This window comes from Mycobacterium sp. NTMscope_MAC_12 (assembly GCF_976985675.1).
Genome location: NZ_CDRJYY010000001.1, coordinates 1034626 through 1059741 on the forward strand (window position 1 = coordinate 1034626; position 25116 = coordinate 1059741).

Annotated in this window: 25 protein-coding genes; 14 read left to right on the top strand and 11 right to left on the bottom strand. The window is 66.5% G+C overall.

Going from position 1 to position 25116, the window contains the following annotated elements; all coding sequences use genetic code 11:
* Window positions 1-98: 98 nt before the first annotated feature.
* Genes AC0KS4_RS04965 through AC0KS4_RS04975 form a run of 3 tightly spaced genes read right to left on the bottom strand, consistent with a single transcriptional unit; the run spans window position 99 to window position 2591 of the window.
* A complete protein-coding gene (locus AC0KS4_RS04965; protein WP_225326670.1) occupies window positions 99-527 on the bottom strand; it encodes a pyridoxamine 5'-phosphate oxidase family protein in 429 nt (142 codons plus the stop codon).
* Window positions 528-576: 49 nt separating this feature from the next.
* Complete coding sequence (locus AC0KS4_RS04970; RefSeq protein ID WP_225326669.1) at window positions 577-1398, bottom strand: mycofactocin-coupled SDR family oxidoreductase; 822 nt, start codon at window positions 1396-1398, stop codon at window positions 577-579.
* On the bottom strand, window positions 1398-2591 hold the full coding sequence (locus AC0KS4_RS04975) for an acyl-CoA dehydrogenase family protein (RefSeq protein WP_238957447.1): 1194 nt from the start codon (window positions 2589-2591) through the stop codon (window positions 1398-1400). Before AC0KS4_RS04975 ends, AC0KS4_RS04970 begins: the two co-directional genes overlap by 1 nt.
* 113 nt (window positions 2592-2704) lie before the next feature.
* Between AC0KS4_RS04975 and fabG the strand changes: the two genes are divergently transcribed.
* The 6 genes from fabG to AC0KS4_RS05005 all read left to right on the top strand — a co-directional run bounded on the left by fabG (window position 2705) and on the right by AC0KS4_RS05005 (window position 8317).
* The gene (gene fabG / locus AC0KS4_RS04980; protein ID WP_225326752.1) at window positions 2705-3454 is read left to right on the top strand and encodes a 3-oxoacyl-ACP reductase FabG; all 750 of its coding nucleotides are present in this window, start codon (window positions 2705-2707) and stop codon (window positions 3452-3454) included.
* A 111-nt stretch (window positions 3455-3565) separates the two neighbouring features.
* On the top strand, window positions 3566-4783 hold the full coding sequence (locus AC0KS4_RS04985; protein ID WP_238957448.1) for an acetyl-CoA C-acetyltransferase: 1218 nt from the start codon (window positions 3566-3568) through the stop codon (window positions 4781-4783).
* Entirely contained in the window at window positions 4780-5982 is a 1203-nt protein-coding gene (locus AC0KS4_RS04990; RefSeq protein ID WP_238957449.1) for a CoA transferase, read from the top strand. The genes AC0KS4_RS04985 and AC0KS4_RS04990 overlap by 4 nt, the downstream gene beginning before the upstream one ends.
* 23 nt (window positions 5983-6005) lie before the next feature.
* The gene (locus tag AC0KS4_RS04995; RefSeq protein ID WP_238957450.1) at window positions 6006-7199 is read left to right on the top strand and encodes an acyl-CoA dehydrogenase family protein; all 1194 of its coding nucleotides are present in this window, start codon (window positions 6006-6008) and stop codon (window positions 7197-7199) included.
* A gap of 4 nt (window positions 7200-7203) precedes the next feature.
* Window positions 7204-7878: a GntR family transcriptional regulator gene (locus tag AC0KS4_RS05000; protein WP_238957451.1), complete on the top strand. Its 675-nt coding sequence runs from the start codon at window positions 7204-7206 to the stop codon at window positions 7876-7878.
* A 76-nt stretch (window positions 7879-7954) separates the two neighbouring features.
* Window positions 7955-8317: a hypothetical protein gene (locus tag AC0KS4_RS05005; protein ID WP_238957452.1), complete on the top strand. Its 363-nt coding sequence runs from the start codon at window positions 7955-7957 to the stop codon at window positions 8315-8317.
* On the opposite strand, the gene AC0KS4_RS05010 is transcribed toward AC0KS4_RS05005, so the two are convergent.
* The 6 genes from AC0KS4_RS05010 to AC0KS4_RS05035 all read right to left on the bottom strand — a co-directional run bounded on the left by AC0KS4_RS05010 (window position 8314) and on the right by AC0KS4_RS05035 (window position 15369).
* Entirely contained in the window at window positions 8314-9843 is a 1530-nt protein-coding gene (locus AC0KS4_RS05010; protein ID WP_238957453.1) for a class I adenylate-forming enzyme family protein, read from the bottom strand. The genes AC0KS4_RS05005 and AC0KS4_RS05010 overlap by 4 nt on opposite strands.
* The gene (locus AC0KS4_RS05015) at window positions 9836-11377 is read right to left on the bottom strand and encodes a class I adenylate-forming enzyme family protein (protein WP_238957454.1); all 1542 of its coding nucleotides are present in this window, start codon (window positions 11375-11377) and stop codon (window positions 9836-9838) included. The genes AC0KS4_RS05010 and AC0KS4_RS05015 overlap by 8 nt, the downstream gene beginning before the upstream one ends.
* Complete coding sequence (locus tag AC0KS4_RS05020; protein WP_238957455.1) at window positions 11367-12836, bottom strand: class I adenylate-forming enzyme family protein; 1470 nt, start codon at window positions 12834-12836, stop codon at window positions 11367-11369. Before AC0KS4_RS05020 ends, AC0KS4_RS05015 begins: the two co-directional genes overlap by 11 nt.
* The gene (locus tag AC0KS4_RS05025) at window positions 12836-13630 is read right to left on the bottom strand and encodes an enoyl-CoA hydratase/isomerase family protein (protein WP_225326660.1); all 795 of its coding nucleotides are present in this window, start codon (window positions 13628-13630) and stop codon (window positions 12836-12838) included. The genes AC0KS4_RS05020 and AC0KS4_RS05025 overlap by 1 nt, the downstream gene beginning before the upstream one ends.
* 8 nt (window positions 13631-13638) lie before the next feature.
* Complete coding sequence (locus AC0KS4_RS05030) at window positions 13639-14451, bottom strand: enoyl-CoA hydratase/isomerase family protein (RefSeq protein WP_238957456.1); 813 nt, start codon at window positions 14449-14451, stop codon at window positions 13639-13641.
* A 96-nt stretch (window positions 14452-14547) separates the two neighbouring features.
* Window positions 14548-15369, bottom strand: coding sequence for an enoyl-CoA hydratase/isomerase family protein (locus AC0KS4_RS05035; protein ID WP_225326658.1), 822 nt, complete (start codon window positions 15367-15369; stop codon window positions 14548-14550).
* Between the two features lie 197 nt (window positions 15370-15566).
* Here AC0KS4_RS05035 and AC0KS4_RS05040 point away from each other — a divergent pair, with 197 nt between their 5' ends.
* Together AC0KS4_RS05040 and AC0KS4_RS05045 are read left to right on the top strand one after the other, a co-directional pair.
* A complete protein-coding gene (locus tag AC0KS4_RS05040; RefSeq protein WP_225326657.1) occupies window positions 15567-16253 on the top strand; it encodes a hotdog family protein in 687 nt (228 codons plus the stop codon).
* Window positions 16250-17146: an enoyl-CoA hydratase/isomerase family protein gene (locus AC0KS4_RS05045; RefSeq protein WP_238957457.1), complete on the top strand. Its 897-nt coding sequence runs from the start codon at window positions 16250-16252 to the stop codon at window positions 17144-17146. The genes AC0KS4_RS05040 and AC0KS4_RS05045 overlap by 4 nt, the downstream gene beginning before the upstream one ends.
* Before the next feature lie 19 nt (window positions 17147-17165).
* Here AC0KS4_RS05045 and AC0KS4_RS05050 read toward each other — a convergent pair whose 3' ends face one another.
* A complete protein-coding gene (locus tag AC0KS4_RS05050; RefSeq protein WP_238957458.1) occupies window positions 17166-17969 on the bottom strand; it encodes a TetR/AcrR family transcriptional regulator in 804 nt (267 codons plus the stop codon).
* Window positions 17970-18161: 192 nt separating this feature from the next.
* Here AC0KS4_RS05050 and AC0KS4_RS05055 point away from each other — a divergent pair, with 192 nt between their 5' ends.
* Entirely contained in the window at window positions 18162-18959 is a 798-nt protein-coding gene (locus AC0KS4_RS05055) for an SDR family NAD(P)-dependent oxidoreductase (RefSeq protein ID WP_238957459.1), read from the top strand.
* Window positions 18960-19012: 53 nt separating this feature from the next.
* On the top strand, window positions 19013-20029 hold the full coding sequence (locus AC0KS4_RS05060; protein WP_238957460.1) for a dihydrodipicolinate synthase family protein: 1017 nt from the start codon (window positions 19013-19015) through the stop codon (window positions 20027-20029).
* Between the two features lie 61 nt (window positions 20030-20090).
* On the opposite strand, the gene mbp1 is transcribed toward AC0KS4_RS05060, so the two are convergent.
* Window positions 20091-20330, bottom strand: a complete 240-nt coding sequence (gene mbp1, locus AC0KS4_RS05065) for a microaggregate-binding protein 1 (protein WP_225326652.1) — start codon at window positions 20328-20330, stop codon at window positions 20091-20093.
* A gap of 262 nt (window positions 20331-20592) precedes the next feature.
* Here mbp1 and AC0KS4_RS05070 point away from each other — a divergent pair, with 262 nt between their 5' ends.
* Genes AC0KS4_RS05070 through AC0KS4_RS05085 form a run of 4 tightly spaced genes read left to right on the top strand, consistent with a single transcriptional unit; the run spans window position 20593 to window position 25114 of the window.
* Window positions 20593-21417, top strand: coding sequence for an enoyl-CoA hydratase (locus tag AC0KS4_RS05070; RefSeq protein ID WP_238957461.1), 825 nt, complete (start codon window positions 20593-20595; stop codon window positions 21415-21417).
* A gap of 19 nt (window positions 21418-21436) precedes the next feature.
* Window positions 21437-22639: an amidohydrolase family protein gene (locus AC0KS4_RS05075; RefSeq protein ID WP_225326650.1), complete on the top strand. Its 1203-nt coding sequence runs from the start codon at window positions 21437-21439 to the stop codon at window positions 22637-22639.
* A 22-nt stretch (window positions 22640-22661) separates the two neighbouring features.
* Window positions 22662-24287, top strand: coding sequence for an acyl-CoA synthetase (locus AC0KS4_RS05080; protein WP_238957462.1), 1626 nt, complete (start codon window positions 22662-22664; stop codon window positions 24285-24287).
* Window positions 24284-25114: an amidohydrolase family protein gene (locus AC0KS4_RS05085; RefSeq protein ID WP_238957463.1), complete on the top strand. Its 831-nt coding sequence runs from the start codon at window positions 24284-24286 to the stop codon at window positions 25112-25114. Before AC0KS4_RS05080 ends, AC0KS4_RS05085 begins: the two co-directional genes overlap by 4 nt.
* The last annotated feature ends 2 nt before the right edge of the window (window positions 25115-25116 follow it).

The following is a 25116-nucleotide window of genomic DNA, read 5'->3' on the forward strand; positions in this document are numbered from 1 at the left end:
TACGCCCAGGTCGCTCCACTCGATCTCGCTCATGTTAGCCAGCATGGGCCGGGCGCACGCCGCAAAACATCGGCGGATGCGCGTAGATTTCCGGCGGTTTACAGATCGCCGGTGAAGTCGGCGCTCAGCCAGCGGTCGGGCCGGATGGTGAAGAGCACCTCCTCGACGCCTTCCATGCTTTGGACGAACGCCCGCCCGCCTTCTTCGCCGAGGTAGCGAACGGCGATGGCTTCCTGCAGATCGGCCGGGGCCGGCTTGGTGGTCTCGACCACCGCGCCCTCGACCACCACGTACTGGTACGGCGGCTCCTCGCGCTGGACGACGAGCGTCACCACCCCCGCCCGCTCGATGAGCCGCGCCTTGCGGCTGGACGCGCCGGTCATGATCCGGACGTTGCCGCCGGGCGTGTAGTCGTACCAGATCGGGACGCTAGCCGGCGGCCGGCCATCGGTGGCCGCGACGGACAGGACGCCGACGTGCTTGGCGGCCAGGAACTCCTGACGTTCGGTCTCGGTGAAGGCTTTCATGTGGCGTGAAAGCGCGGATGCTCCGCGATCTATTCCCGCCGCGCTGGTCTCAGTACTGCGTCGAGCCCTGATCGACGGGGATCTGCGCGGCGGTGACCTTGCGGGACTCGTCGCTGGCCAGCCAGCACACGGTGTCGGCGATCTCCTCCGGCTCGGCGATCCAGTCCGGCAGGAACGGGGTGAGGACGTGCGACAGCTGCGGGTTGGTCTCCATCGTCTTGCCCACCGCCGTGACCATGTCACCCGACCCCATCGGAGTGTTCACCGGGCCCGGGTGGACGCTGTTGACCCGGATCGAGTGCTTGCCCAACTCGGCGGCGAACGCCCGCGCCAGCCCGGTGACGGCGTGCTTGCTGGCGGTGTAGTGAATCATGAACGGCTGCATCTTCATCCCGGCAGCGGAACTGATCAGGATGATGGAGCCGCCGCGGCCGCCGTCGATGATCTTGTCCGCGCCGGCCATCACGGTGTTCCACGTGCCGGTCACGTTGATGTCCATGACGTCCCGGAAGTCTTCCGGCGTGATGTCGTCCCATGCCTGCGGCGCCGCGACCCCGGCGTTGGCGACGATGATGTCCAACCGGCCCAGCGCGGCGACACCGTCCGCGACGACCTTTCGCAGTCCGTCGAAGTCGCGCGTGTCCACGACCGACGCGATGATGCGGCGGTTCGATTCTTCGACCAGGCGAACGGTTTCGCTCAGGTCGTCCGGGCTCGCCGGGTCGTAAGGTACGCAGGACGGCAGCTTGCCGGCGATGTCGACGGCGATGATGTCCGCGCCTTCGGAGGCCATGCGCACCGCGTGTGCCCGGCCCTGGCCGCGCGCCGCGCCGGTAATCAATGCCACTTTTCCGGCAAGCCTGCCTGCCATTAACGCTCCTTCGTTGTGCTGGTCCGCCCCGCCGCCTTGACCAGGTTCGATCCGATGATCAGACGCTGAATCTCGCTGGTGCCCTCGTAGAGCCGCAGCAGGCGCACGTCGCGGTAAATGCGCTCGACCGCAACGCCACGCATGTAGCCGCTGCCGCCGTGGATCTGCACCGCGAGATCCGCGACGTTGCCGGCCATTTCGGTGCAGAACAGCTTGGCCGCCGACGGGGCGATCCTGCGGTCCTGATCGGTGACCCATAGCCGCGCCGCGTCCCGCACCAGCGCGCGGCCGGCCATCACGCCGGCCTGCTGGTCGGCGAGCATCGCCTGCACCAACTGGAAGCTTCCGATCGGCGCCCCGCCCTGCGTCGCGGTGGCGGCATACGCGACGGATTCGTCGAGCGCGCGTTGGGCGGCGCCCACGGCGAGGGCGGCGATGTGTACCCGGCCGCGGGCCAGCGAGGTCATCGCCGCCCGATAGCCGATGTCTTCGCTGCCGCCGATCAGCGCGCCGTCGTCCACCCGGACATCGTCGAAGACGACGTCGGCGGTCCACGCGCCTTCCTGGCCCATCTTGGCGTCCTTGGCACCAACCTGCACGCCGGCGGCATCGGCCGGAACCAAAAAGACCGCGATCCCGGGTCCCTTGTCGTCGGCCGGGCGGGTGCGGGCGAACACCACGAAAAGGTTGGCGACTGGCGCGTTGGTGATGAACCGCTTCTGCCCGGAGATCACCCAATTGTCGCCGTCGCGAACCGCTTTGGTGCGCAGGCCGGCGGGGTTCGATCCGGCGCCGGGTTCGGTCAGCGCGAAGGAGGCGACGACGTCGCCGGACGCGATCGACTCCAACCAGCGCGACTTCTGTTCGTCGGTGCCGAACCCGACCAAGACCTGTCCGGCGATGCCGTTGTTGGTGCCGAACATCGACCGCAGCGCCAGCGACGTGTAGCCCAGCTCCATCGCCAGCTCGACGTCTTGCATCAGGTTGAGGCCGAGGCCGCCCCATTCCTGGGGGATCGCGTAGCCGAACAGGCCCATCCTCTTGGCCTCATCGCGCAGGTCGTCGGGGACGCGGTCGTCGTCGAGGAACTCCTGCTCGCGGGGGACGACCGCGCTGCGCACGAATTGCCTTGTCTGAGCCAGGATCTCGCGGAAGTCCTCGTCGGAGACTTCGGCGATTTCGGCGGTGGCCATCGGCTCCACGCTCCTCTCCCGATCCGGGGCACCCCGGTTCAGGGGAGGATCCTATATCAAATATGATATTTGCCTTGAGGGTGCCCGATGGCGGCGATAACAGAGAAGGATGTGTGATCCAGGTGGCGTTGTTGACAGGTCAGACCGCGGTAATCACCGGCGGAGCGCAGGGACTCGGTCTGGCCATCGCGGAGCGCTTTGTCGCCGAGGGGGCGCGGGTCGTTCTCGGCGACGTCAATCTCGAGGAGACCCAGGTGGTGGCCAAGCAGCTGGGCGGTGACGACGTCGCGATCGCGGTGCGCTGCGATGTCACCCAGTCATCCGACGTCGAGACCCTGATCCAGACCGCGGTCGAGCGGTTCGGCGGCCTGGACATCATGGTCAACAACGCCGGGATCACCCGGGACGCGACGATGCGCAAGATGACCGAGGAGCAGTTCGACCAGGTCATCAACGTCCACCTGAAAGGGACCTGGAACGGCACCCGGCTGGCCGCCGCCATCATGCGGGAAAACAAGCGCGGCGCCATCATCAACATGTCCTCGGTGTCGGGCAAGGTCGGCATGGTCGGCCAGACCAACTACTCGGCGGCCAAGGCCGGCATCGTCGGCATGACCAAGGCGGCCGCCAAAGAGCTGGCGTACCTGGGCGTGCGGGTCAACGCGATCGCCCCCGGTTTGATCCGGTCGGCGATGACGGAGGCCATGCCGCAGCGCATTTGGGATTCGAAGGTGGCCGAGGTGCCGATGGGCCGGGCCGGTGAGCCGAGCGAGGTCGCCAGCGTTGCGCTGTTCCTGGCCTCCGACCTGTCGTCATACATGACCGGCACCGTCATGGAAATCACCGGCGGCCGACACCTGTGAGAACCCCCGCGAGCAGTCCCCCGCAAGCGGGAGGTGCCCCCGGCAAAATCGCACAAATCTTGCCGCATCAATGCGATTCTGCGTCTGCTCGGCATCAGGACAGGAGTCACAATGCGTGAAACCGTCATCTGTGAGCCGGTGCGGACGCCGATCGGCCGCTACGGCGGAATGTTCAAGGCGCTCAGCGCCGTCGATCTCGGTGTCACCGCCCTGAAGGGTCTGCTCGGGCGAACCGGGCTGGCGCCCGACGCCGTGCAAGACGTGATCCTCGGCCACTGCTATCCCAACAGCGATGCGCCGGCGATCGGGCGCGGGGTGGCGCTGGATTCCGGTCTGCCGGTGACGGTTCCGGGCATGCAGGTCGACCGGCGTTGCGGTTCGGGCCTGCAAGCGGTGATCCAGGCGTGCCTGCAGGTGGGGAATGGCGACCACGATCTCGTCGTCGCCGGGGGCTGCGAAAGCATGAGCAACGTCGCCTTCTACTCCACCGATATGCGCTGGGGCGGAGCCCGCGGTGGCGTCCAGGTCCACGACGGGCTGGCGCGCGGACGCACGACGGCCGGCGGGCGGCACTACCCGGTGCCGGGCGGAATGCTGGAGACCGCCGAGAATTTGCGCCGCCAGTACGGCATTTCGCGCCAGGAGCAAGACGAGCTGGCGGTGCGGTCGCATCAGCGCGCGGTGGCGGCGCAAAAGGATGGCATCCTGGCTGACGAGATCATTCCGGTTGCCGTCCCCACGCGCAGCGGCGAGGAAGTCATCGACACCGACGAGCACCCGCGCGCGGACACGTCGGTGGAGTCGTTGGGCAAGCTCAAACCCGTTCTGCTGAAGGAGGACCCGGAGGCGACGGTCACGGCCGGCAACTCCAGCGGGCAGAACGACGCGGCGTCCCTGTGCGTGGTGACCACACCGGAGAAAGCCGACGCGTACGGACTGACGCCGTTGGTGCGCCTCGTGTCCTGGGGGGTGGCGGGGGTGGCGCCCAACATCATGGGCATCGGGCCGGTCCCCGCGACGGAGGTGGCGCTGTCCAAGGCGAACCTGGCGCTGTCGGACATCGATCTCATCGAGCTCAACGAAGCCTTTGCCGCGCAAGCGCTTGCGGTGATGCGGGAATGGAATTTCGGCGCGGCCGACCATGAGCGCACCAATGTGCACGGTTCGGGAATCTCGCTGGGCCACCCGGTGGGCGCCACGGGCGGACGGATGCTCGCCACGCTGGCGCGCGAGCTCGATCGCCGGCAGGCGCGCTACGGGCTGGAGACCATGTGCATCGGCGGCGGCCAGGGACTTGCCGCCGTCTTCGAACGGGTCGCATCGAGATGACCGAACCCGGGTTACCTCTGAACGGCCTCACCGTCGTGGAGGTGTCCAGCTTCGTCGCCGCGCCCCTATGCGGCATGACGCTGAATCAGCTTGGCGCAGAGGTGATCCGGGTCGACCCGATCGGCGGCGCGTCCGACGTGCAACGCTGGCCGCTGTCGGCGGACGGTACGTCGATCTATTGGACGGGCCTGAACAAGGGAAAGCGTTCGGCCACCATCGATCTGCGCTCCGAAGACGGCCAGGCATTGGTTCAGCGGCTGATTGTCGAGGGCGACGGCATCGTCGTGACCAACGCCGCCGGGCTGTCCTGGCTGAGCCACGACGTCCTGGCGGCCCGGCGCCCCGACGTCATCCACGTCCAGTTACTCGGGCGCGGTGACGGTTCTACGGGCGTGGATTACACGGTCAACGCAGGGCTGGGCTATCCGCTCGTCACGGGCCCCGCCGATCATGCCGGTCCGATCAATCACGTCTTGCCGGCCTGGGATGTGTGCTGCGGACTGTACGCCGCGCTGTCCGTCGTCACCGCCGTCCACCGCCGTGACAAGTCCGGGGCGGGGACGCGAATCAGCCTGGCGCTGGAGGACGTGGCGCTGGCCACCGCCGCCAATTTGGGGTTGCTCACCGAGCCGCAAGTCAATGGGACGCAACGGGAACGGCTGGGCAACGCCATCTACGGCCAGTACGGGCAGGACTTCACCTGTCGTGACGGCGCCCGGTTCATGGTCGTCACCCTCACCAAGCGGCACTTCCGCGATCTGGTCGAGGTCACGGGTACCGGCGCCGCGGTGTCGGCGCTCGCCGGGGCGCTCGAGGTGGATTTCGGATCCGAAGGCGATCGGTACCGGTACCAGGATGTGCTGTCCGGGCTGTTCGCCACCTGGTTCAGCGATCACAGCGCCGACGAGGTCACCGCCGCTCTGTCGGAGACCACGGTGCTGTTCGAGCGGTACCGAACCTTCGCCGAGGTCGCGGCGGGGCCGAAAGTCGCTGATAATCCGCTGTTTTCGCGATTGCATCAGCCGGGTCTCGGCGACTACTTCGCGCCCGGCCTGCCGGCCGCGTTCGACGGCGCCCATCCCGCCAGCGCGCCCGCGCCCGCTTTGGGACAAGACACCGCCCAGGTCCTCCAGCGGGTCTTGGGGCTGACCACCGCCGACGTCGAGCGCCTGACGGACGCCAAGACGATCGCGGGCTGAGCGGCCGGAAGGGAACCACGCACATGACCAAACTCGCCCAGACGCTTGGATTGACCGACGTCCAGACCGAGATCATCGCCACCGTACGGCAATTCGTCGAAAAGGAAGTCATCCCCAACGCGGTTGAGCTGGAACGCGCCGACACCTACCCGCAGGCCATCGTCGACCAGATGCGTGACATGGGCCTGTTCGGTCTGATGATTCCCGAGGAGTACGGCGGCCTGGGGGAATCGCTGCTGACCTACGCCCTGTGCGTCGAAGAGCTTGCGCGCGGGTGGATGAGCGTGTCCGGGGTGCTCAACACCCATTTCATCGTGGCGTACATGCTGCGCCAGCACGGCACCGACGAGCAGAAGCAACGGTTCCTGCCGCGCATGGCGGCCGGTGAGACTCGCGGCGCCTTCTCGATGTCGGAGCCCGAGCTGGGCTCGGACGTTGCCGCGATCCGGACCCGGGCGCGACGCAACGACGACGGCACCTACACGATCGACGGCCAGAAAATGTGGCTGACCAACGGTGCCACCTCGACGCTGGTGGCGACGCTGGTGCGCACGGACGAGGGCTCGGACAAGCCGCACCGCAACCTGACCGCCTTCCTGGTCGAGAAGCCGGTCGGCTTCGGCGAAGTCGTTCCGGGCCTGCGCATTCCGGGCAAGATCGACAAGCTGGGCTACAAGGGCATCGATACCACCGAGATGATTTTCGACGGCTACCAGGCGAGCGCCGATGACGTCCTCGGCGGGGCGACGGGGCAGGGCTTTTTCCAGATGATGGATGGCATCGAGGTCGGTCGTGTCAACGTGTCGGCCCGCGCGTGCGGGGTCGGGATTCGCGCTTTCGAGCTCGCGGTGCGCTACGCACAACAACGCGAGACCTTCGGCAAGCCTATCGCCGAGCATCAGGCCATCGCCTTCCAGCTGGCGGAGATGGCGACCAAAGTCGAAGCCGCACACCTGATGATGGTGAACGCGGCGCGGCTGAAGGACTCGGGGGAGCGCAACGACGTCGCCGCCGGAATGGCCAAGTACCTGTGCAGCGAGTACTGCGCCGAGGTCACCCAGCAGAGCTTCCGGATCCACGGCGGCTACGGCTATTCCAAGGAATACGAGATCGAGCGGCTGATGCGTGACGCGCCGTTCCTGCTCATCGGCGAGGGAACCAGCGAGATCCAGAAGAACATCATCAGCAAGCGACTGCTCGCCGAATATCAGGTGTGAAACCATGAGCGTTCCGGATTTCGCTGCGCGCCCTCAACTTTCCGAGGACGTTGCGCGCTTGATCCGCAGCAGGATCTTCGATGGCACCTATGCCGCCGGGTCGTACGTCCGGCTCGATCAACTGGCTGCGGAGCTGGGCATCAGTGTCACACCGGTGCGTGAGGCGCTGTTCGCGTTGCGCGCCGAAGGCTTGATCGCCCAGCAGCCGCGCCGCGGTTTCGTGGTGTTGCCGGTCACCGGGCGCGACGTCACGGACGTGGCGAACGTGCAGGCGCATGTGGGCGGTGAGCTGGCCGCGCGGGCCGCGCTCAACATCACCGCCGACCAGCTACGCGAGCTCAAGGAGATCCAGGCGCAGCTGGAGGATGCCTATGCCGGCGATGAGCACGAGCACACCGTGGGCCTGAACCACGAATTTCACCGGGCCATCAACATCGCCGCCAATTCGCCGAAGCTGGCGCAGCTGATGTCGCAGATCACCCGCTACGCACCCGAATCGGTGTTTCCCGCCATCGAGGGCTGGCCCGAGCAGTCCATGAAGGACCATCGGCGGATCTTGTCCGCGCTGAAAAAGCGTGACGGCGAGCTGGCGCGGGCGGCCATGTCGGAACATCTCGCCGCCGGCGCGGTTCCGTTGATCGATCACCTCGTCGCGCGCGGTGTGGTGGTGGAGGAATAGCCACCACCATCCCTTGTCGCACAGCCGGGCTCGGCCTACGCTGCGATCAGGGTGGGCGACGGACGGAGAGAACAAGATGCCCGCAACGCTTCGCGCATCGGCCCTATTCGTTGCAACGCTGACAGGCCTCGCCGTCGCCGCGCCGGCCCGCGCCGACCAAATCGACCCGATCCCCGGCAACGGTGTGTTTGTCGTGGGGCCCGATATCGCGCCGGGCCTCTACCACACGGGCGGCTCGGGTTCGGCCTTCGGCGTGTGGATAAACAATGTGCCGACGCAGGACTCGATGTGTTCGTGGTTCACCTACAGCACCCCTGATGCGAACAAGGACCATGTGCTGCAGACGAATACCTCCATCGGCCCGATGTACGCCAACATCAATTCCGCCGTCAAGGCCTTCGAGTCGCAGAACTGTCAACCCTGGACGCGGGTCCCCTAGGGCCGGTTCGCGTCGATCAACATCTCCCGCAGCCGGCGGACGTCGACCTTTCCGGTGCCGCCGCGGGGAACGTCGTCGTCGGAGTTCAGCAGCAGCCACACTGTGGGTACCTTGAAGGCGCTCAGCAACTTTCGGGCCGACGTCTGAAGCTGCTCGGGGGTGAGCGCGTCGTCGCACACCACCGCCGCGCCGACCCGTTCGCCCGCCGCGCCGGGCACATTGGTGACGAGGGCGTTGCCGACGCCGTCGATGGTGCGCAGCGCGCGCTCGACCTCGCTGGGGTAGACGGTCGCGCCGCTGACTTTGAACATGTCGTCGGATCGCCCGTGGTAGAACAGGAATCCCTGCTCGTCGAGGTGGCCGAGGTCACCGGTCGAATAGAAGCCGTCGGGGGTGAAGAGTTCTTCGCGCCGGCGGCCGCAGATGCCGCGCAGGGTGTGCGGTCCGCGGATCTGGATCATGCCGGCGGTTCCCGCCGTGGCGGGCTTGCCGCTTCCGGGGTCGACGATGCGGACTTCCATGCCGGGAAACGGCTTTCCGCAGCTTCCCCACGCGGTCGTGGGCATATCGGTGTCGGCGGGGTAGCCGCAGTACGGCCCGAATGCCTCGGTCATGCCGAACAGCGTCGCGCGCGCCCCGGGCTGAGCGCGCTGCTCCGGCGGCAACAGGGCTTCCAGGCTGCCGGGTCGCAGCGCCGAGAGATCAACGCCGACCGAGTTGGCGTGCCGTGCCAGTGCCTCGGCCTGATCGGGCCAGCCGCGAAACAGGGTGACTCGTTCGCGCTCCAGCAGTCGCAGGGTGGTTTCGGGCCGGGGGATCTCTTCGGTCACCAGGGTGGCACCGGCCAGCAGGACGGACAGGATTCCACTGCCGAACCCGCCCACCCAGAAGAACGGCATCGGCAGATACAGGCGGGTTTCGGCGGTGATGCAGCGCGCCGCCAGCCCCGACTGCACGGCGCCCAACGCGTTGCCGTGCGAGTGCAGGACCCCCTTGGGCGATCCGCTACTGCCCGAGGTGAACATGATCACCAGTGGGTCGGCGGGGGTGACCGTTTCGGTCATCGCGTCGATGATCCGGCGGGCCCGGTCGCTCGCGGGTGCGCTGTCGAGCCGATCGGTCGACCAAACCTGCTGCAACGCCGGAAGTTCGGGTCTCCCCACGGTCCGCAGGTCGTCGAGATAGCGATGGCCGCGGAATTCCTCGACGCTCACCAGGAACTGGACGGCGGCGACCCGCAGTTGCGCGACGAGTTCGCGGGGCTGCAGCAGCGTGCTCAGTGGCACCAGGACGGCGCCGATGCGGGTCAGCGCGACGGCGATCTGTATCCAGCGGGTGCCATTGGGCATGATCAATCCGACTCGCGTGCCCTTGCCCACGCCGGCCTCGACGAACACCGCGGCCAAATCGCTTGTGGTGACGTCGAGTTCGCGGTAGCTGAGCCGCGACGCGGGATCGATCACCATCGGTGTGTCCGCATTGTGCTGGGCCCGATACCTCACCAGTTGGTCGATGGTGCTAGGCATCGAAGAGCTCTCTCAGCCGTCGCGTGTCGACCTTGCCGCTGGACAACAGCGGGAGGTCGGTGCGGGAGAGGGCGAGGAACCGCTTGGGAATCTTGTACGACGACAGCTCGCCTTTGAGCCGTTCCCGCACGGCCGATTCGTCGAAATCCGGTTGGACAACGACCGCGGCGACCAGCTCTCCCCGTTGGGTATCGGGGACGCCCACCACGTAAGCCTCGGCGCCCGTGACCCTGGCGATCGCCTGCTCGACCTCGGCGGCCGACACGTTGGCGCCCGCCGTCTTGACCATCGCGCCGAGCCTGCCGACGAAGTAGACGAAGCCGTCGGCGTCGGTGCGCACCAAATCGCCGGTGTGAAACCAGCCGTCGGCGTCGAAGCACTCCTCGCGGCTGCGCTTGTAGTAGCCCTGCATCACGTACGGTCCCCGGATGCAGAGCTCACCGACTCCGGAGGTGTCCGGGTCCACGATCATCGTCTCGAAGCCGGGGGCGGGCTTACCGTATGACCCGCGCCGCGTTTCGGGTTGGTCGGATTCGTCCTCGCTGATCAGCACGACGCTGCCGGCCTCGGTCATCCCGAGCATGTTGTGCCGCAACTCCGGGTCGGCCGGCCTTTTGTCGGGGGCCATGATCGGGTAGAGGTTACCGCGCCGCATCGACGACAGATCACGCTCGGCGTAGCTGGGGTGGTCGGCGAGGTGAGCGACCCCGGCGGCGAACCCGTTGGTCATGGTGGGCCTTTCGGCCTCCAACAGGTCGAGTGTGGCCCCGGCGTCGATGGCGTTGGAGCAGACCAGGGTCGATCCGGCCACCACGGTGGCCAGCAGGCCGAACGCGAATCCGCCGATCCAGAAGAACGGCGAATTGCAGAACAGCTTGTCCGAAGCGGTCAGGCCACGGATCGTATTGAGGTTCCGCTGATGTCCGAGCAGCGCGGCATGCGTATGCACCACCCCTTTGGGGACACTGGTCGATCCGGACGTGTAGACGATCGCCAGCGGATCGCAGTCGTAGACAACGTCTTCGGTCGCCCGCAACAGCGGCGGTTCGACTCTGCCGGCCAGCGCGCGCAGCGTCTCGTGAGCGAACGCCACGCGGCGCAGTTGCGGCACTGCGGCGCAGAACAAGCGATCGCCGGAATCGAAATCGGCCCCCGGAAGAACCTCGGACAGTCGCTGTATGTAGTCGTGAGACCGAAATGATGTGGCGCTCAACAGGATTTCGACGTCGCTGTCGACCAGCTGCTCGCGCAGTTCTCGGGCGGTGACGAAAGTGGAGAACGGGACGACCACGGCGCCGATCCGCGCCGCCGCCAGCATGCCGACCACGAAGTCGGGTCCGTTCGGATGGAGGAGGCCCACATGGGTTCCCTTACCGGCGCCGAGTGCCATCAGACCGCGGGCGAGCTCCGCCGACCGGCGGTCGGCTTCGGCGTATCCGATGCGGTCGTCGTCGCAGACCAGCAGCGGGTGATCCCCGCGCACCCGGGCCTGGTGTCGCAACGTCGCGGCGACGGTCAAACAATCAGCGCCCATGGTTGCGCGGCGCCGCGGGCTCGCGGAAGTAGTCCTGGATGGCGCCGAGATCGGCCTTGCCCGACGGCGTTCGCGGAATGGCGTCGACGATCGCGATCTCGGTCGGAATCTCGTAGCGCGCCAGCCGCTCTCGCAGGTGCTCCACCAGTACGTCGGCGTCGGCGGCATCCGATTCGCGCAGTTCGACCATGGCGACCGGCGTCTCGCCGAGCCGCTCGTCGGGCCGGGCGATCACCGCCGCGCCGGACACCGCGGGGTGGCTCTCCAGCGCGGCGCGAACGTCGTCGGGCATCACCTTGAAGCCGCCGCGGATGATCGCCTGGTCGGCGCGGCCGACAATCCAGAGGAACCCGTCGGCGTCGATGCGCGCCATATCCGTGGTTCGCATCCATTGCGCTTCCGGCCCCAGCTGACCCGGCTTGACCTCCAGCAGGCCGACTTCGTCCGGGCCTAGCGGTGTTCCGTCGTCGGCGACCACCCGCAGCTGAGCGCCCGGATTGGCCCGGCCGACGCTGCCCCGTTTGGCCCGCCAGTACCGCTGATAGTCGGGAAGGGTCCAGCCCGCCACGCCGCCCCCGAACTCGGTTGCGGCATAGGAGGTCAGCACCGGGATGCCGTACTTGTCGGTGAAGGCGTCGGCGTCGTCGGCCGACAGCGGCGCCGTCCCGCAGGTGACAACCCGGACGCTGTCCAGGTCGGCGGGCGGCACATCCGAGTGCAAGACGGTGCGTAGGGCCGCCGGTACCAGCGATACGGCGCGGGGCCGGTGCTTGCGCACCGCCTCGGCCCATGCGTTGAGCTCGAATCGCTCCAACAGCACGAACGGTCTGGCCTCGGCGATGCATTGCAGCACCCGGAATACGCCGCCGATGTGCACCAGCGGCGAGTTCACGATGGCGACGCCGCGCCGCAGCTCGGTGGGCGCGGGTGCGCGGTCGGGTTCGGCGCCCATCACGCTGTGCGCCAACATGTCGTAGCTCAGGTCGATTCGTTTGGGCGGTCCCGTCGTGCCGCTGGTCAGCATGCGCACCGCGACACCGGTCGGTGGACCCGCCCCGACGCCGGGTTGCCCGGACACGTCGACGTCGTCTGCCGGTCCCGAAATCGCGACCGTCGGGGTGCCCACCGTCACCAGCGACGCCAGATCGTCGCGCTCGCCGACGATCAGCGGAAGCTGCAGTCGCGCGATGTCGGCCTTGGTGCGCTCGTCGCCGCGCGACGGGTTGATGACCACGACGGTCCCACCGCCTAACAGCACGCCAAGAAAGGCCGCCACATGCCCCGGCCGGTTGCGCAGCAGCATCCCGACCTCGGCGCCGGCGGCCAGGCCGGCGATGCGCCGCGCCAATGCGTCGATCTGGCCCCACGAGATCCATTGGCCGCCATATTCGATGGCGTGTGAGTGGGGCTCGAGGTCGAGCACGTCGGCGATGCGTTGGATGAGCGGGTGACGCGGCATCAGCGGATCTTCGGTGTGGGCTTGGTGGCCCGGACGCGGGCGCCCTGCTGCGCGGCCAGTTCCGCGGTGCCGAGCGGGTTTCCCAGCCGGGTATAGATGAGGCCCTGTTCCAGGGCGGCGCGATACGGCTTGTCCAGCGATTCCCAAATCGCCTTCACCGTACCCTGAGTCGCCGTCGGAGGCTTGGCGGCGATGGTCGCCGCGATCTCGTGGGCGCGGTCCCAGAGCTGATCGGATGAGACGACCTCCGAGACCAATCCGATCCGCAGCGCGGTGTCGGCGCTGACCCGTTCATCGTTGCCCATCAGGGCGATGCGCAGCGTCTCCCCGAGGCCGACGCGGCGCATCAGACCGATCGGCTCCAGCGCACAGATTAGACCGGCCGACACGTGGGAGTCGAAGAACGTGGCGTCTTCCGAGCAGATGACCACGTCGGATTCGTTGATGAAGTAGAACGCGCCCGCGGTGCACATGCCCTGGACCGCGCAGACCACCGGCTTCCACATCTTCTGCCACTTGGGGCTCAGAGCCTCGCCGGGATCCTCGTGGTTCCAGATGTTTTCGGGCTGACCGTAGGGCGTCTTGATGTCCAGCCCCGCGCTGAATGCCCGGTCGCCGGCGGCACGCAGTACCACCGCGTGCACCGACTCGTCGAGTTTGACCGTGCGCCAGGCGCGGGCCATTTCCTCACACATCGTGCGGTTGAACGCGTTCAGCTGCTCGGGCCGGTTCAACGTGATGGTCGCGACGTGGTCGGCGGGGTCGGCCTCGAGGAGGATCGTTTCGAACTTCATCGGCTCGCTCATCGACACTGCCAATTCGGTTTGCGCTTTTCGACGAAGGCCTTGGGTCCTTCGGCCGCGTCCTCCGTCCGCAGCACACGTTCGCGGAACGTCTCGGCGAGTATCTCCGCCTCGTGCAGCGGCACATTCAGGCCCTTGAGGATGGCCAGCCGGGTACCCCGAACCGCCAGCGGTGCATTGGAATTGACGATGTCGGCGATCTCATGGGCCCGGTCCAGCAGCCGGTCGTGCTCGACGACTTCGCTGATCAGTCCGAGTTCGTAGGCGCGCTCTGCGCTCATCCGCTCGTGTTTGCCCATCAGGGCCATGCGCAGGGCGATGGAGCGGGGCAGCACGCGAGACACCCGCACCAACTCGCGGCCCGCCACCAGTCCGATGCTGACGTGCGGATCGAAGAAGGTCGCCTGCTCGGAGGCGATGACGATGTCCGTCGTCGTGACCCAATCCATGCCGGCGCCGCAACAGATCCCGTTCACCGCGGTCAGCACCGGCTTGGCCGTGGTGCGGAACGGCGGCGTGCCCTCCTGCGGCGCCTCCCACTGGTCGTACGTCGACAGGTATGGGCGCTCGTAGATCACCTTGCCGTCTTCGGGAATCTCCTTGACGTCGGCGCCGGTGCAGAACGCGCGGCCGGTGCCGGTGACGATGGTCAGCCAGACGTTGTCGTCGTTTTCGGCCTCGTCGTAGGCGGCCCGCAGTTCGGTGATCATGTGCGGGCTGAGCGCATTGAGGGCGTCTGGGCGGTTCAAAGTGATCGTCGCGGTGTGCCCGTCGACGTCGTACTTGATCGTGTCGAACGAATCAGTGGGCATCAGTCATTCCTTCGCTTTGTATCGAACGTCGCGTGGGGCATATGGGCGAATTCGAGGCAGTTTCCGTGCGCAGGGCCCACATTCGACGCCCAAGGCCTAGCGTCCACGAAAGTCCGGATCCCGCCGCTGCCGGAAGGCCTCCAGGCCCTCCTTGAAATCGACCGTCCGGCAAGACAATTCCAGATTGAACAACTCCTGGTTCAGCGACTGGCTCAGCGTTGCATGCTGCCCGAAGTTCAGGGCCTGCTTGGCCAGCCCGATCGCCGCCGTGGGTCCGGAGGCCAGCCGGCCGACCAGCTCCTCGGCGGCGCGGTCGACGTCGGGGCCGCTCACCGCCTGGTGAATGAGCCCCCACTCGGCCGCGTCGTGCCCGCTCACCTTCTCGCCGAGCAGCAGCATCCGCCTGGCCCGCGCCAGGCCGACGAGCCGGGGTAGCAGCCAGGTGGACCCGGAGTCGGGGCTGAATCCGCGGTCGAGGAACGGCTCCCAGAACACCGCATCGCCGGCGGCCACGGTGAAGTCAGCGGCCAGCGCGAGATTGCAACCGAATCCCACCGCCCATCCCCGCACGCTGCACACCACCGGCAGCTGAATGCCCGCGACGAGTTCGATCACACGGTGAGCGGCATGGGGAATCCGCCGCACCAGATCGCCGACGCGGGGGCGTTGGCCGCCGGGATCGTTGGCGGCCACCCAGTCGGCGCCGGCGCAGAAATCGTCTCCCGCGCCGCGGATGTGCACGGCGCGTAGCGAGTCGTCGGACGCGGCAGTGGTCAGCGACTCGACCAGGGCCCCGATCATCAACTGCGTCAACGAGTTACGCCGTGATGGGCGATCGAGCGTCACCAGTAACACCGCACCCTCTCGGTGCACTGTCACCGAACCCTCGACTCCGGCCGCGCCGGCCCCTTGACTCACCGTCGATCCGGCCTCTCTCCGCCGATACGGTTACCCATACAGTAGGCAATACGATTGATACGCTGTATAAGTTAGCAAGGATACGCTGCCTGCGAAACTACTGAGGTGAAAGAGGGAATCATGGCCCGCGCCGGCGATGATGCGGCGGGCGCACCTCCCGCCTGCTGGGGACGCAGCGATGAGGAGGAGTGGTGCCTATGACCCTGCCGGAGGGGCACGCGTCGACGCGTGGCGACGACGCCAGATTCGGCGAGGCGCCGCTTGCCCAGACCGTGGCCGCGGCCGCCGCCATGCGCCGCCTGAGCTCACTGCTGGTGTCGATGGAGCATCCGCACCCCGCGGTGGACGCCATGTTGGACAAGTTCACCGAGTGGGAGGGCGAATTGTCCGCCGCCGCGCCGGCGGACAACGCACCGCGCATCGGCGACCTGCCGGACGATCCCCGGCGCGTGTATCTCAATCACGCGACCGACATCGGCGCCTACAACCCGTGTTTTCCCGAGTACCGGTTCACCGAATTCGATGCCGAGAAAGCAACGGGAGGCGTCGAATTCCCCGTGATATACGAAGGGCCACCGGGATTGGTGCACGGCGGATTCCTCGGCGTCTTCTTCGACTGCGTCATCCAGCACCACAATTGCGTCACCGGCCTTTCCGGCAAAACCCGGTCCTTGGCGGTGACCTTCCGCAGACCCACACCGGTGTTGACCGACCTGCGATTCGACATCGTGCGCTCGGAAAGCGAACGGGGCATCACGTCGACCGCGCGACTGTTGCTCGACGACGAAGTGCTGTGTACGGGCGAGGTCAACACGTTGGCGTCACGGCCCGAAAAGCTTGCCGGATCGCGATTCGGCAGGCGCCGAAAGGAGTCCGACAAATGACCGCTTCGAGCACCTCTGACGATCGCGTGCTCTTCGACATCGATCCCGACCGGCGCATCGCGACGGTCACGCTGAACAATCCCCAACAGCGAAACTCCTATGACGCCAGCATGCGCGAGGCCATCGCCCGTTGCCTGGACCGGGTCGCCGATGACGACGACCTCACGGTGGTGTTGTTGCGCGGAGCCGAGGGGGTCTTTTCCACCGGGGCCGACATGAACAATGCGTACGGGTGGTACGGCGACAAGTCCAGGCCGCCCGACGACGCGGCGGCCAAACGTCGCCCGAGTCAGCGGCGCCGACTCACCGTGGACCGCAAGTCTTTTGGCTTCTACCACAATTTCATGGGCTTCCCCAAGGTCACGGTGGGGGAGATCGCAGGCTACGCGCTCGGTGGCGGCTTCGAGATGGCCCTGATGACCGACATCTCGGTCATCGCGCGCGACACCAAGATCGGCATGCCGGCAACCCGCTTCCTGGGCCCCGCGCTGGGCAGCCTGCACATGTTCTTCCACCGGCTCGGCCCGGTGCTGGCCCGGCGCCTGCTGTTGACCGGTGACATCATCGAGGCGGGCGAGGTCGAACACCTCGGAATCTTCACGGACACCTGCGATCCCGGTGCGGTAACGGCGCGGGCGCGCTACTGGGCCGAGAAGGCGGCGAAGATGCCGGCCGATGGTGTCGTCATCGCCAAGGAGGCGTTCCGGCTTGTCGAGCAGAGCCAGGTGTACCAGGGTGAGGAGGTCGCCAGCTATCTGTTCCACGCCTTCGGCACCAACCTGCAATTCGGGCCGGGCGAATTCAACTTCGTCAAGACCCGTGCGCAGCACGGCGCCAGGGAGGCGTTCCGGCTACGGGACGAGCACTTCCACGTGCCCGAACCCGAGGCGTAACAAGCGGTTTCGGGCGGGATTAGCGACTCGCCGGCGCCTTGGACCGCCCTCGCGCGGTCGAGGCCTTGCGCTGGCGGCCCGCCGCGGCGGCCTTGCCTTTTGATGCGTTGCTCTCGTCGATCAGCCTGCTGGCGTGATCGAGGATGCAGGTGAGGCCGTACTCGAAATTGGTTTCGTCGGGGGCCCCGATCCGGTGTCCGATTCGGGTTACTTGAGAAAGCAGCGGGGTCTTTTCGGGGTCGATGGCGACGGCGTCCTCGATGGCGCGGGGTCCGATATCCGACGATTGGTTCTTTTCGTAAAGGCGTTGCAGCACCACCGATCCGCGAACGTGAACCGAGACCGCCGAATAGGTGTCGAACGCGTCCTCCGGCGACAAGCCGGCCTCCACCAGATTGGAGACCGCCTTTTCCATCTCCTGTGCGCCCATCCGTGCCGCTTTCGGGGACAGCGCCGCCCGGATCAGAATCAGGTCGCACAGAATTGGGTTGCCCATGAACGTCTTACGCATCAAGCGCGCGTGGTTGCGCAAGGTCTCACGCCAGTCGCTGGCTTCGACATAGGGAGTGGCGAACACATACTTGCTCAGGGCGCGGTCGGTCATCGCGTTGAGCAGGTCGTCCTTCTTGCGGAAGTACCAGTAGATGCTCGTCACGCCCACGCCGAGGTGTTTGCCGAGCAGCGGCATGCTGAGGTTGTCGATCGACACCTCTTCCGCGAGTTCGAATGCGCCGCTGATGATGTCGTCGGGGTTGATGGACCCGCGCTCGCGTCGTTGGCGCTTATCGGCGGTTGCCTGCTTTGCCACTACGGGCACCTCCATCAAAATCTGTTTCGTGCATTCGGTCTGCCAGCCGTGCTGCAGGTAAAGTCGAATTTACCGGCTGTTCTGTTCTGACCTGCGTATACGCTTTCGTGTCGTATTTTCCCTCTGCTACTGTAATACCTATCGTAGGCTTTTTGGTAAATCGGCTGGACAGGCGAAAATGACCAGGTTAGAGCTACGGATTAAGCAATGGATCTAGGGCTGGCGAACGCCACCGCGGTGGTGGTCGGCGGTAGCCGCGGTATGGGTCTGGCCACCGCGCGCTGCCTCGCCGACGAGGGGGCCCGCGTCGCGGTGGTCGGCCGTAGCCGTGACGCGCTGGACTCCGCGGTGACCGATCTCACCCAACGAGGTAGCCCTGACGCACTCGGGCTCGCCGCCGACATCGGGGACGACGCCGCGGTCGACACGGTGTTCGGTGAGCTTTCCCAGCGCTGGGGCGGCGAACTCAACGCTCTGGTCATCACGGTGGGGCCGGGCGCCGCGGGCACCTTCGAGGATTTGACCGACGACCAATGGCGACAGTCGGTCGAAGACGGGGTGCTGGGCATGGTGCGCTGTGTGCGGGCGGCGCTTCCGCTGCTGCGTAAGGCGCAATGGGCGCGGATCGTCAACTTCTCGGCCCACTCGACTCAGCGACAAAGTGTCATGCTGCCCGCATATACGGCGGCGAAATCGATGTTGACGAGCGTTTCGAAGAACCTGTCCCTGCTGCTGGCCAAGGACGAGATCTTGGTCAACGTGGTATCGCCGGGCAGCATCGCATCGGAATCGCTGGTCGGCTGGGCGGATTCGGTGGGTGTCGACGGCCACGATCCGTATGCCCTGATGGAGGCGATCGGCAAGCATTTCGGTCACCCCGCGCACATGCCGCGGGCGGGCCTTCCCGAAGAAATAGGCCCGGTCGCGGCGTTCCTGGCCTCGCGGCGTAACTCCTACATGACCGGAGCCAACATCAACGTCGACGGTGGTTCAGACTTCACCTGACTTCACCTGACCACAGGTCGATGAAATCGATTGACAGACAGAAGGAGTCGAGTGTGGCTACGGCAGCAGAGGCTCGGGCGTGGGCGCCCGGCGCGTTGCGGGGGATCGGTGACTCCCTCTACACCCCGTTTTGCGGCACCGAGGGTGACGACATCGACTGGGACGCCTATCGGACGTTGGTGCGCTACTGCGTCGGTGACCTCGGGCACCCGATGTTGTGGTGCACCAGTGGCATTGCGGAGTTCTGGTCGCTGACCCTCGACGAGCGGAAGCGCCTGCTGGAGGTCGCGGTCGAGGAGGCGCGCAGCATCAACCCCGGTGTGGTGGTGCAGGCCTGCACGGCGGCCATGTCGGCGAAGGACTGTCTGGATTTGACGCTGCACGCCCAGGAGGCGGGCGCCGACATCGTCTACATCCAGACGCCGATGATGGAGGCCCACGGGGGAGAAGGCGTGCTGCGCTTTTTCCACTACGTGGCTGCGCGCACGAACATCGCTCTGGGCATGTTCAATTCGCCGTCGTCGGGCTACGTGTTGACCCCGGCCGAGAGCGCACGCATCTACGACGAGGTGCCCGCGGTGTGCGCCACCAAGGAGGGCGCCTTCCGGCCGGCCGGCAGCCGCCTGCTGCATGAGCTCGCGCCCGGCCTGGCGGTATGGGAATGCGACAAGACGGTGTACCGGGCCGGGTGGCTGCGTGACGGGATCGTGTGCCCGGCACAACTAGGCACCGCGGGCTACCTGTTCGAGACGCCCGAACGGCGAATATATTCCGAATATTGGGATTTGGTGCAGAGCGACAAGCTCATCGAGGCCATGGACTACGGTCGCGAGTCCGGGCTGGATCAGTTCGACCTCGACGTCGGATCGTGGTGGACGTGCTACCCCGGACGCGCGGACTACTTCACCCACTGGGGCGGCGCGTTCAAGTACGCCGCTTCCCTGCTGGGGCTGCCGATCGGTGCCTACCCGCATTCCCGCCCCCCGCAGGCCGAATTGCCCGCCGAGGCGAAGGCCCAGATCGAGAACGCCTACCAGCGCCTGGGTTTGATCCAAACGGTGTTGCAGTAGAACGGATTACAACGCGAAGCGGGCCCGGTGGATAACCGGGCCCGCTCGCTCAGCCGACCGATTACTGCTGTTCGGCCCGCTCACGTTCCTCGTACGCCTTGGCCTTGCCGCGGGCCTTCTCGGCGGCGGCTTCCTTTTTCCCGGCGCTGCGCTGCGCATCCGCCTTGTCCTGCTGGGCCTTGCCCTCTTCGATCAGGTCGTTGTGGCCGATGATGATGCCGACGACCTGCTTGGTCTTTCCGAGGACCTCTTCCACGATGCCCCGAACGAATTCGACCGGACCGCTCTTGGTGTCAACCATTGCCTCTCCTTCCCGGATGTGATGATTGGCTTCTTAACGCGTTCCCGATCACGGGGTCGAGGCAAACATGGGTCAGCGTGTCGATGGCCACAACCGTCGCCAACGCCCGACCCGCGGGGCGGTCGCCGCGCCGAGCCGACGCCCAAAATCGCTGTTTAGTCGCCGTTCACGGGGGTGCGGACGCAGTTGTGGAATGCGGTACCGATAGGTATACAGTATGGGTACAAACTCGCCAGTTGGTCAGCTATGAGGGGACGGTCATATGGGCGCCGCCGACCGTGTGGTCACCGATGAGGCGGTGCTGTATGAAACCACCGAAACCGGTGTTGCGGTCGTGACCTTCAACCGCCCCGAGCGGCTCAACGCCTGGGGCCCCGACCTCTCGCGGGGCTTCTACGCGAGCATCGACCGTGCCGAGGCCGACCCCGCGGTCCGAGTGATCGTGTTGACCGGTGCCGGCAAGGGATTCTGCGCGGGGGCGAACCTGGGTGGCGCGGGATCCATCGACGAAAAACTCGGCGACGGCGACACCGACGTCACCAAGTTGGTCGGCGACCGCCACCCGCACTTCCTCACCGAGCTGCGAAAGCCGATCATCGCCGCGGTCAACGGCGCCTGCGTCGGCATCGGCCTGACCCACGCCCTGATGTGTGACGTCCGGTTCGCGGCCGCCGGGGCCAAATTCGCCACCGCGTTCACCCGGCGGGGCTTGATCGCCGAGTACGGGATCTCCTGGATCCTGCCGCGGCTCGCCGGCTGGGGCGCGGCGATGGACTTGCTGCTGAGCGGGCGCACGTTCTTCGCCGAGGAGGCCGCGGAACTCGGCCTGGTCAAGGACGTCGTCGCGCCCGAACAACTGTTGTCTTGCGCCATGGCGTACGCCGAGGACATCGCGCGCAGCTGTTCGCCGGCGTCGCTGGCGGTCATCAAGCGGCAGGCCTACGGCGATGCGCTGCGCGATGTCGCCGACGTCAGCGCCCGCGCCGAAACACTCATGCACGAGTCGCTACTGCGGCCCGACGTCGTCGAAGGCATCACGAGCTTCCTGGAGAAGCGGCCAGCGCGGTTCCCGCCGTTGGCCACCTAACCAGCCGGAAAGGAACATCATGACCACCCTGAACTATCAAGCGATCGATGTCGACAATCACTACTACGAGCCGTTGGACTCGTTTACCCGCCACTTGGACAAGCGATTCAAACGGCGCGGTGTCCAGATAGTCAGCGACGGCAAACGCAGCTGGGCGTTGATGGGCGACCGCATCAACCACTTCATCCCGAACGTCACCTTCGACCCGATCATCGTGCCCGGCTGCCTCGACCTGTTGTTCCGCGGCGAGATCCCGGAGGGCGTCGACCCGGCGTCGCTGATGAAGGTCGAGCGGCTCGCCGAGCACCCGGAGTACCAGAACCGCGACGCCCGGATCGCGGTGATGGACACCCAGGACATCGAGACGGCGTTCATGCTGCCGACATTCGCGTGCGGGGTCGAAGAGGCGCTCAAACACGACATCGAGGCGACAATGGCCTCGGTGCACGCGTTCAACCTGTGGCTCGACGAGGACTGGGGCTTCGACCGTCCCGATCATCGCATCATCTCCGCCCCGATCGTCTCGCTGGCCGATCCGGTCAAAGCCGTCGAAGAGGTCGAGTTCGTGTTGGCGCGCGGCGCCAAGCTGGTGCTGGTGCGGCCCGCACCGGTGCCCGGGCTGGTCAAGCCGCGGTCGCTGGGCGATCCCAGCCACGATCCGGTGTGGGCCAGGCTGGCCGAAGCGGGAGTGCCGGTGGGATTCCACCTGTCTGACAGCGGTTACCTGGCGATCGCCGCGCTATGGGGCGGCAAGTCGACCTTCGAGGGCTTCGGCGCGAAGGATCCGCTGGATCAGGTGCTCCTGGACGACCGGGCCATTCACGACACCATGGCCTCGATGATCGTGCACGGCGTGTTCACCCGCCATCCGAAACTCAAGGCCGTCAGCATCGAAAACGGGTCCTACTTCGTGCATCGACTGATCAAGCGACTCAAGAAGGCGGCCAACACCCAGCCCCAGTATTTCCCCGAGGACCCGGTGGAGCAGCTGCGCAACAACGTGTGGATCGCCCCCTACTACGAGGACGACCTACCGGAGCTGGCCGAAGTCATCGGCGTCGACAAGATCCTGTTCGGTTCCGACTGGCCGCACGGGGAGGGCCTCGAATCGCCGGTGTCGTTCGCCGATGAGCTGAAAGGCTTCAGCGAGTCCGACGTCCGAAAGATCATGCGAGACAACGCCCTCGACCTCCTGGGCGTCCAAGTCGGCTCGGCCGCTTGATCATCGGGGCCCGGTTACTTCCGTGAGCGAATGGACCATCGGGGCGGTGCTCGACGAGATCGCCGACGTCATCGGTGACCGGACGATGACGGTGTGCGGCGACCGTCGCAGCACCTTCGCCGAGTCGGCGGACCGCACCCGCCGGCTGGCGAACTTCCTGGCCAGCAAGGGGTTCGGCGCACACCGGGAGCGGGCGGACCTGCAGAACTGGGAATGCGGGCAGGACCGGGTTGCCCTGGTGATGCACAACGACCTGTACCCCGACATGGTCATCGGGTGCCTCAAGGCCCGCACCGTCCCGGTGAACATCAACCACTACTACACGCCGCGCGAGGTCGGTGAACTTCTCGATTACGTACAGCCCCGGGTGGTCATCTACCACCGCGCGCTGGGCGCCAAGTTCGCCGACGTCCTCGCCCGTGCGGGCGTCGATCTGTTGATCACGGTCGACGACGGCAGCGACGCACCCGACCTACCGGGCGCGATGTCGCTGGAAGACGCTCTGGCGCAAGGGGAAACTGACCAGCGCGTCATCGCATCGCCCGATGACCTGCTGATGATCTGCACCGGGGGCACAACCGGTCGGCCCAAGGGTGTGCTGTGGCGGCAGTCCGACATCTATGTCTCGTCGATGGTGGGGGCAGACCACGCCTGTGCCCAGGAGATTCACGACAAGGTGCGCGGGGCGGCCGGGGCGCCGTGGTTCGCGGTGTCGCCGCTGATGCACGCCGCCGGCATGTGGACGGCGTTCTCGGCGATCATGGCCGGCACGCCCGTGGTGATGTACGACACCGGCAAAAAGCTCGACCCGCGAACGGTCTTGGAAACGGCGCAGCGCGAGAGGGTCGGCTTGATGACGATGGTCGGCGACGCCTACGCCGCGCCGCTGGTGGCCGAACTGCGCCGCGGCTCCTACGACCTGTCGTCGCTGTACGCAATAGGCACCGGCGGCGCCGCAACGAACCCGAAATACCAACGCGCCCTGGTGGAATTGATCCCCCAGGTCACGGTGATCAACGGGTACGGCTCGTCGGAGACCGGAAACATGGGATTCGGCCACAGCCGGCGCGACACGCAATCCGACACGTTCACCCTGCGGGAGGGTGGACTGGTTCTCTCCGAGGACTACAGCCGCTTTCTCCGTCCGGGCGAGGCCGAGGTGGGTTGGGTCGCCAGGGAAGGACGAATCCCGTTGGGGTACTTCAACGATCCCGACGCGACCCGCAAGACCTTTCCCGAGATCGACGGCAAGCGGGTGGTGATATCGGGCGACCGCGCCGCCCTGGAGCCCGACGGCACGCTGCGGCTGTTCGGCCGGGACTCGCTGGTGGTCAACACCGGCGGCGAGAAGGTCTTCGTCGAGGAAGTCGAAGAAGTGCTGCGCGCCCACCCGGCGATCGCCGACGCGCTGGTGGTCGGGCGCCCCAGCGAGCGCTGGGGAGAAGAACTCGTCGCCCTCGTCGAACTCCGTGCGGAGGCCGCCGCGACGGCCGATGAACTGCACACGCTGTGCACCACGCAACTCGCACGGTTCAAGGCGCCCAAGGAATTCCTCTTCGTCGAGCACGTCCAACGCTTGGGCAACGGCAAGGCCGATTACCGTTGGGCGAAACGTCACGCGACAGCAAAGGCGCCGGTGTCCCCATGAAAGTGATCGATTGCCTGGTCAACGTGCACTTCGGCGAGACCGAGAAGCAACCGACCTGGATGCTCAGGGTGCGTGACGACTACTTCAAGGGGCCGGAGTCCATGTTCGCGCCCGTCGAGCTGTCCGAGCTGCTCGACGAAATGGACGCCCACGGCGTGCGCAAGGCCATCCTGATGGACAATCTCGCCAAGCCGTCGGTGACGGCGCGCAAGTTCGTCGAGGAGAAGCCCGAGCGGTTCGCGCTGGCCATGGGCGGGGTGAACCTGCTGCGGCCGATGCCCTCCCTGCGGGAACTTTCTGCCGTCGCCGGCGACCTGCCCGTGGCGTATGCGGCTGTGGGGCCGAGCTTTTGGGGGGACGGCCAGTACCCGCCCAGCGACGCCGTCTATTACCCGCTGTACACCAAATGCGCCGAGCTCGAGCTTCCGCTGTGCATCAACACCGGCATCCCCGGGCCGCCCATTCCCGGCGAGGTGCAGAATCCGATTCACCTCGATCGGGTGTGCGTGCGGTTCCCAGAACTGAAACTGTGCATGATCCACGGCGCGGATCCGTGGTGGGACATCGCGATCAGACTGCTGATCAAATATGCCAACCTGCGCCTGATGACGTCGGCGTGGTCGCCGAAGCGGTTACCGGAGAGCCTGCTGCACTACATGCGCACGCGCGGGAAGGGCAAGGTGATCTTCGGTTCCGACTGGCCCGTGCTGAAGATGCACCGCGTCGTGCCCGAGGCCGCCGCGCTGGATTTGCCCGCCGACGTCCTCGAGAACTATCTCTACAACAACGCCCAAGAATTCTTTTTCGGTGGCCAGGAGGAACGCTGAGT

Coding starts and splice junctions, on each gene's coding strand:
- AC0KS4_RS04990 (WP_238957449.1), top strand. CDS start 4,780: ATGACCGAACCCGGGTTACCTCTGAACGGCCTCACCGTCGTGGAGGTG.
- AC0KS4_RS04975 (WP_238957447.1), bottom strand. CDS start 2,591: ATGGCCACCGCCGAAATCGCCGAAGTCTCCGACGAGGACTTCCGCGAG.
- AC0KS4_RS04985 (WP_238957448.1), top strand. CDS start 3,566: ATGCGTGAAACCGTCATCTGTGAGCCGGTGCGGACGCCGATCGGCCGC.
- AC0KS4_RS05020 (WP_238957455.1), bottom strand. CDS start 12,836: ATGCCGCGTCACCCGCTCATCCAACGCATCGCCGACGTGCTCGACCTC.
- mbp1 (WP_225326652.1), bottom strand. CDS start 20,330: ATGGTTGACACCAAGAGCGGTCCGGTCGAATTCGTTCGGGGCATCGTG.
- AC0KS4_RS05075 (WP_225326650.1), top strand. CDS start 21,437: ATGACCACCCTGAACTATCAAGCGATCGATGTCGACAATCACTACTAC.
- AC0KS4_RS05040 (WP_225326657.1), top strand. CDS start 15,567: ATGACCCTGCCGGAGGGGCACGCGTCGACGCGTGGCGACGACGCCAGA.
- AC0KS4_RS05000 (WP_238957451.1), top strand. CDS start 7,204: ATGAGCGTTCCGGATTTCGCTGCGCGCCCTCAACTTTCCGAGGACGTT.
- AC0KS4_RS05055 (WP_238957459.1), top strand. CDS start 18,162: ATGGATCTAGGGCTGGCGAACGCCACCGCGGTGGTGGTCGGCGGTAGC.
- AC0KS4_RS04970 (WP_225326669.1), bottom strand. CDS start 1,398: ATGGCAGGCAGGCTTGCCGGAAAAGTGGCATTGATTACCGGCGCGGCG.
- AC0KS4_RS04995 (WP_238957450.1), top strand. CDS start 6,006: ATGACCAAACTCGCCCAGACGCTTGGATTGACCGACGTCCAGACCGAG.
- AC0KS4_RS05070 (WP_238957461.1), top strand. CDS start 20,593: ATGGGCGCCGCCGACCGTGTGGTCACCGATGAGGCGGTGCTGTATGAA.
- AC0KS4_RS05050 (WP_238957458.1), bottom strand. CDS start 17,969: ATGGAGGTGCCCGTAGTGGCAAAGCAGGCAACCGCCGATAAGCGCCAA.
- AC0KS4_RS05045 (WP_238957457.1), top strand. CDS start 16,250: ATGACCGCTTCGAGCACCTCTGACGATCGCGTGCTCTTCGACATCGAT.
- AC0KS4_RS05015 (WP_238957454.1), bottom strand. CDS start 11,377: ATGGGCGCTGATTGTTTGACCGTCGCCGCGACGTTGCGACACCAGGCC.
- AC0KS4_RS04965 (WP_225326670.1), bottom strand. CDS start 527: ATGAAAGCCTTCACCGAGACCGAACGTCAGGAGTTCCTGGCCGCCAAG.
- AC0KS4_RS05010 (WP_238957453.1), bottom strand. CDS start 9,843: ATGCCTAGCACCATCGACCAACTGGTGAGGTATCGGGCCCAGCACAAT.
- AC0KS4_RS05030 (WP_238957456.1), bottom strand. CDS start 14,451: ATGCCCACTGATTCGTTCGACACGATCAAGTACGACGTCGACGGGCAC.
- AC0KS4_RS05025 (WP_225326660.1), bottom strand. CDS start 13,630: ATGAAGTTCGAAACGATCCTCCTCGAGGCCGACCCCGCCGACCACGTC.
- AC0KS4_RS05005 (WP_238957452.1), top strand. CDS start 7,955: ATGCCCGCAACGCTTCGCGCATCGGCCCTATTCGTTGCAACGCTGACA.
- AC0KS4_RS05085 (WP_238957463.1), top strand. CDS start 24,284: ATGAAAGTGATCGATTGCCTGGTCAACGTGCACTTCGGCGAGACCGAG.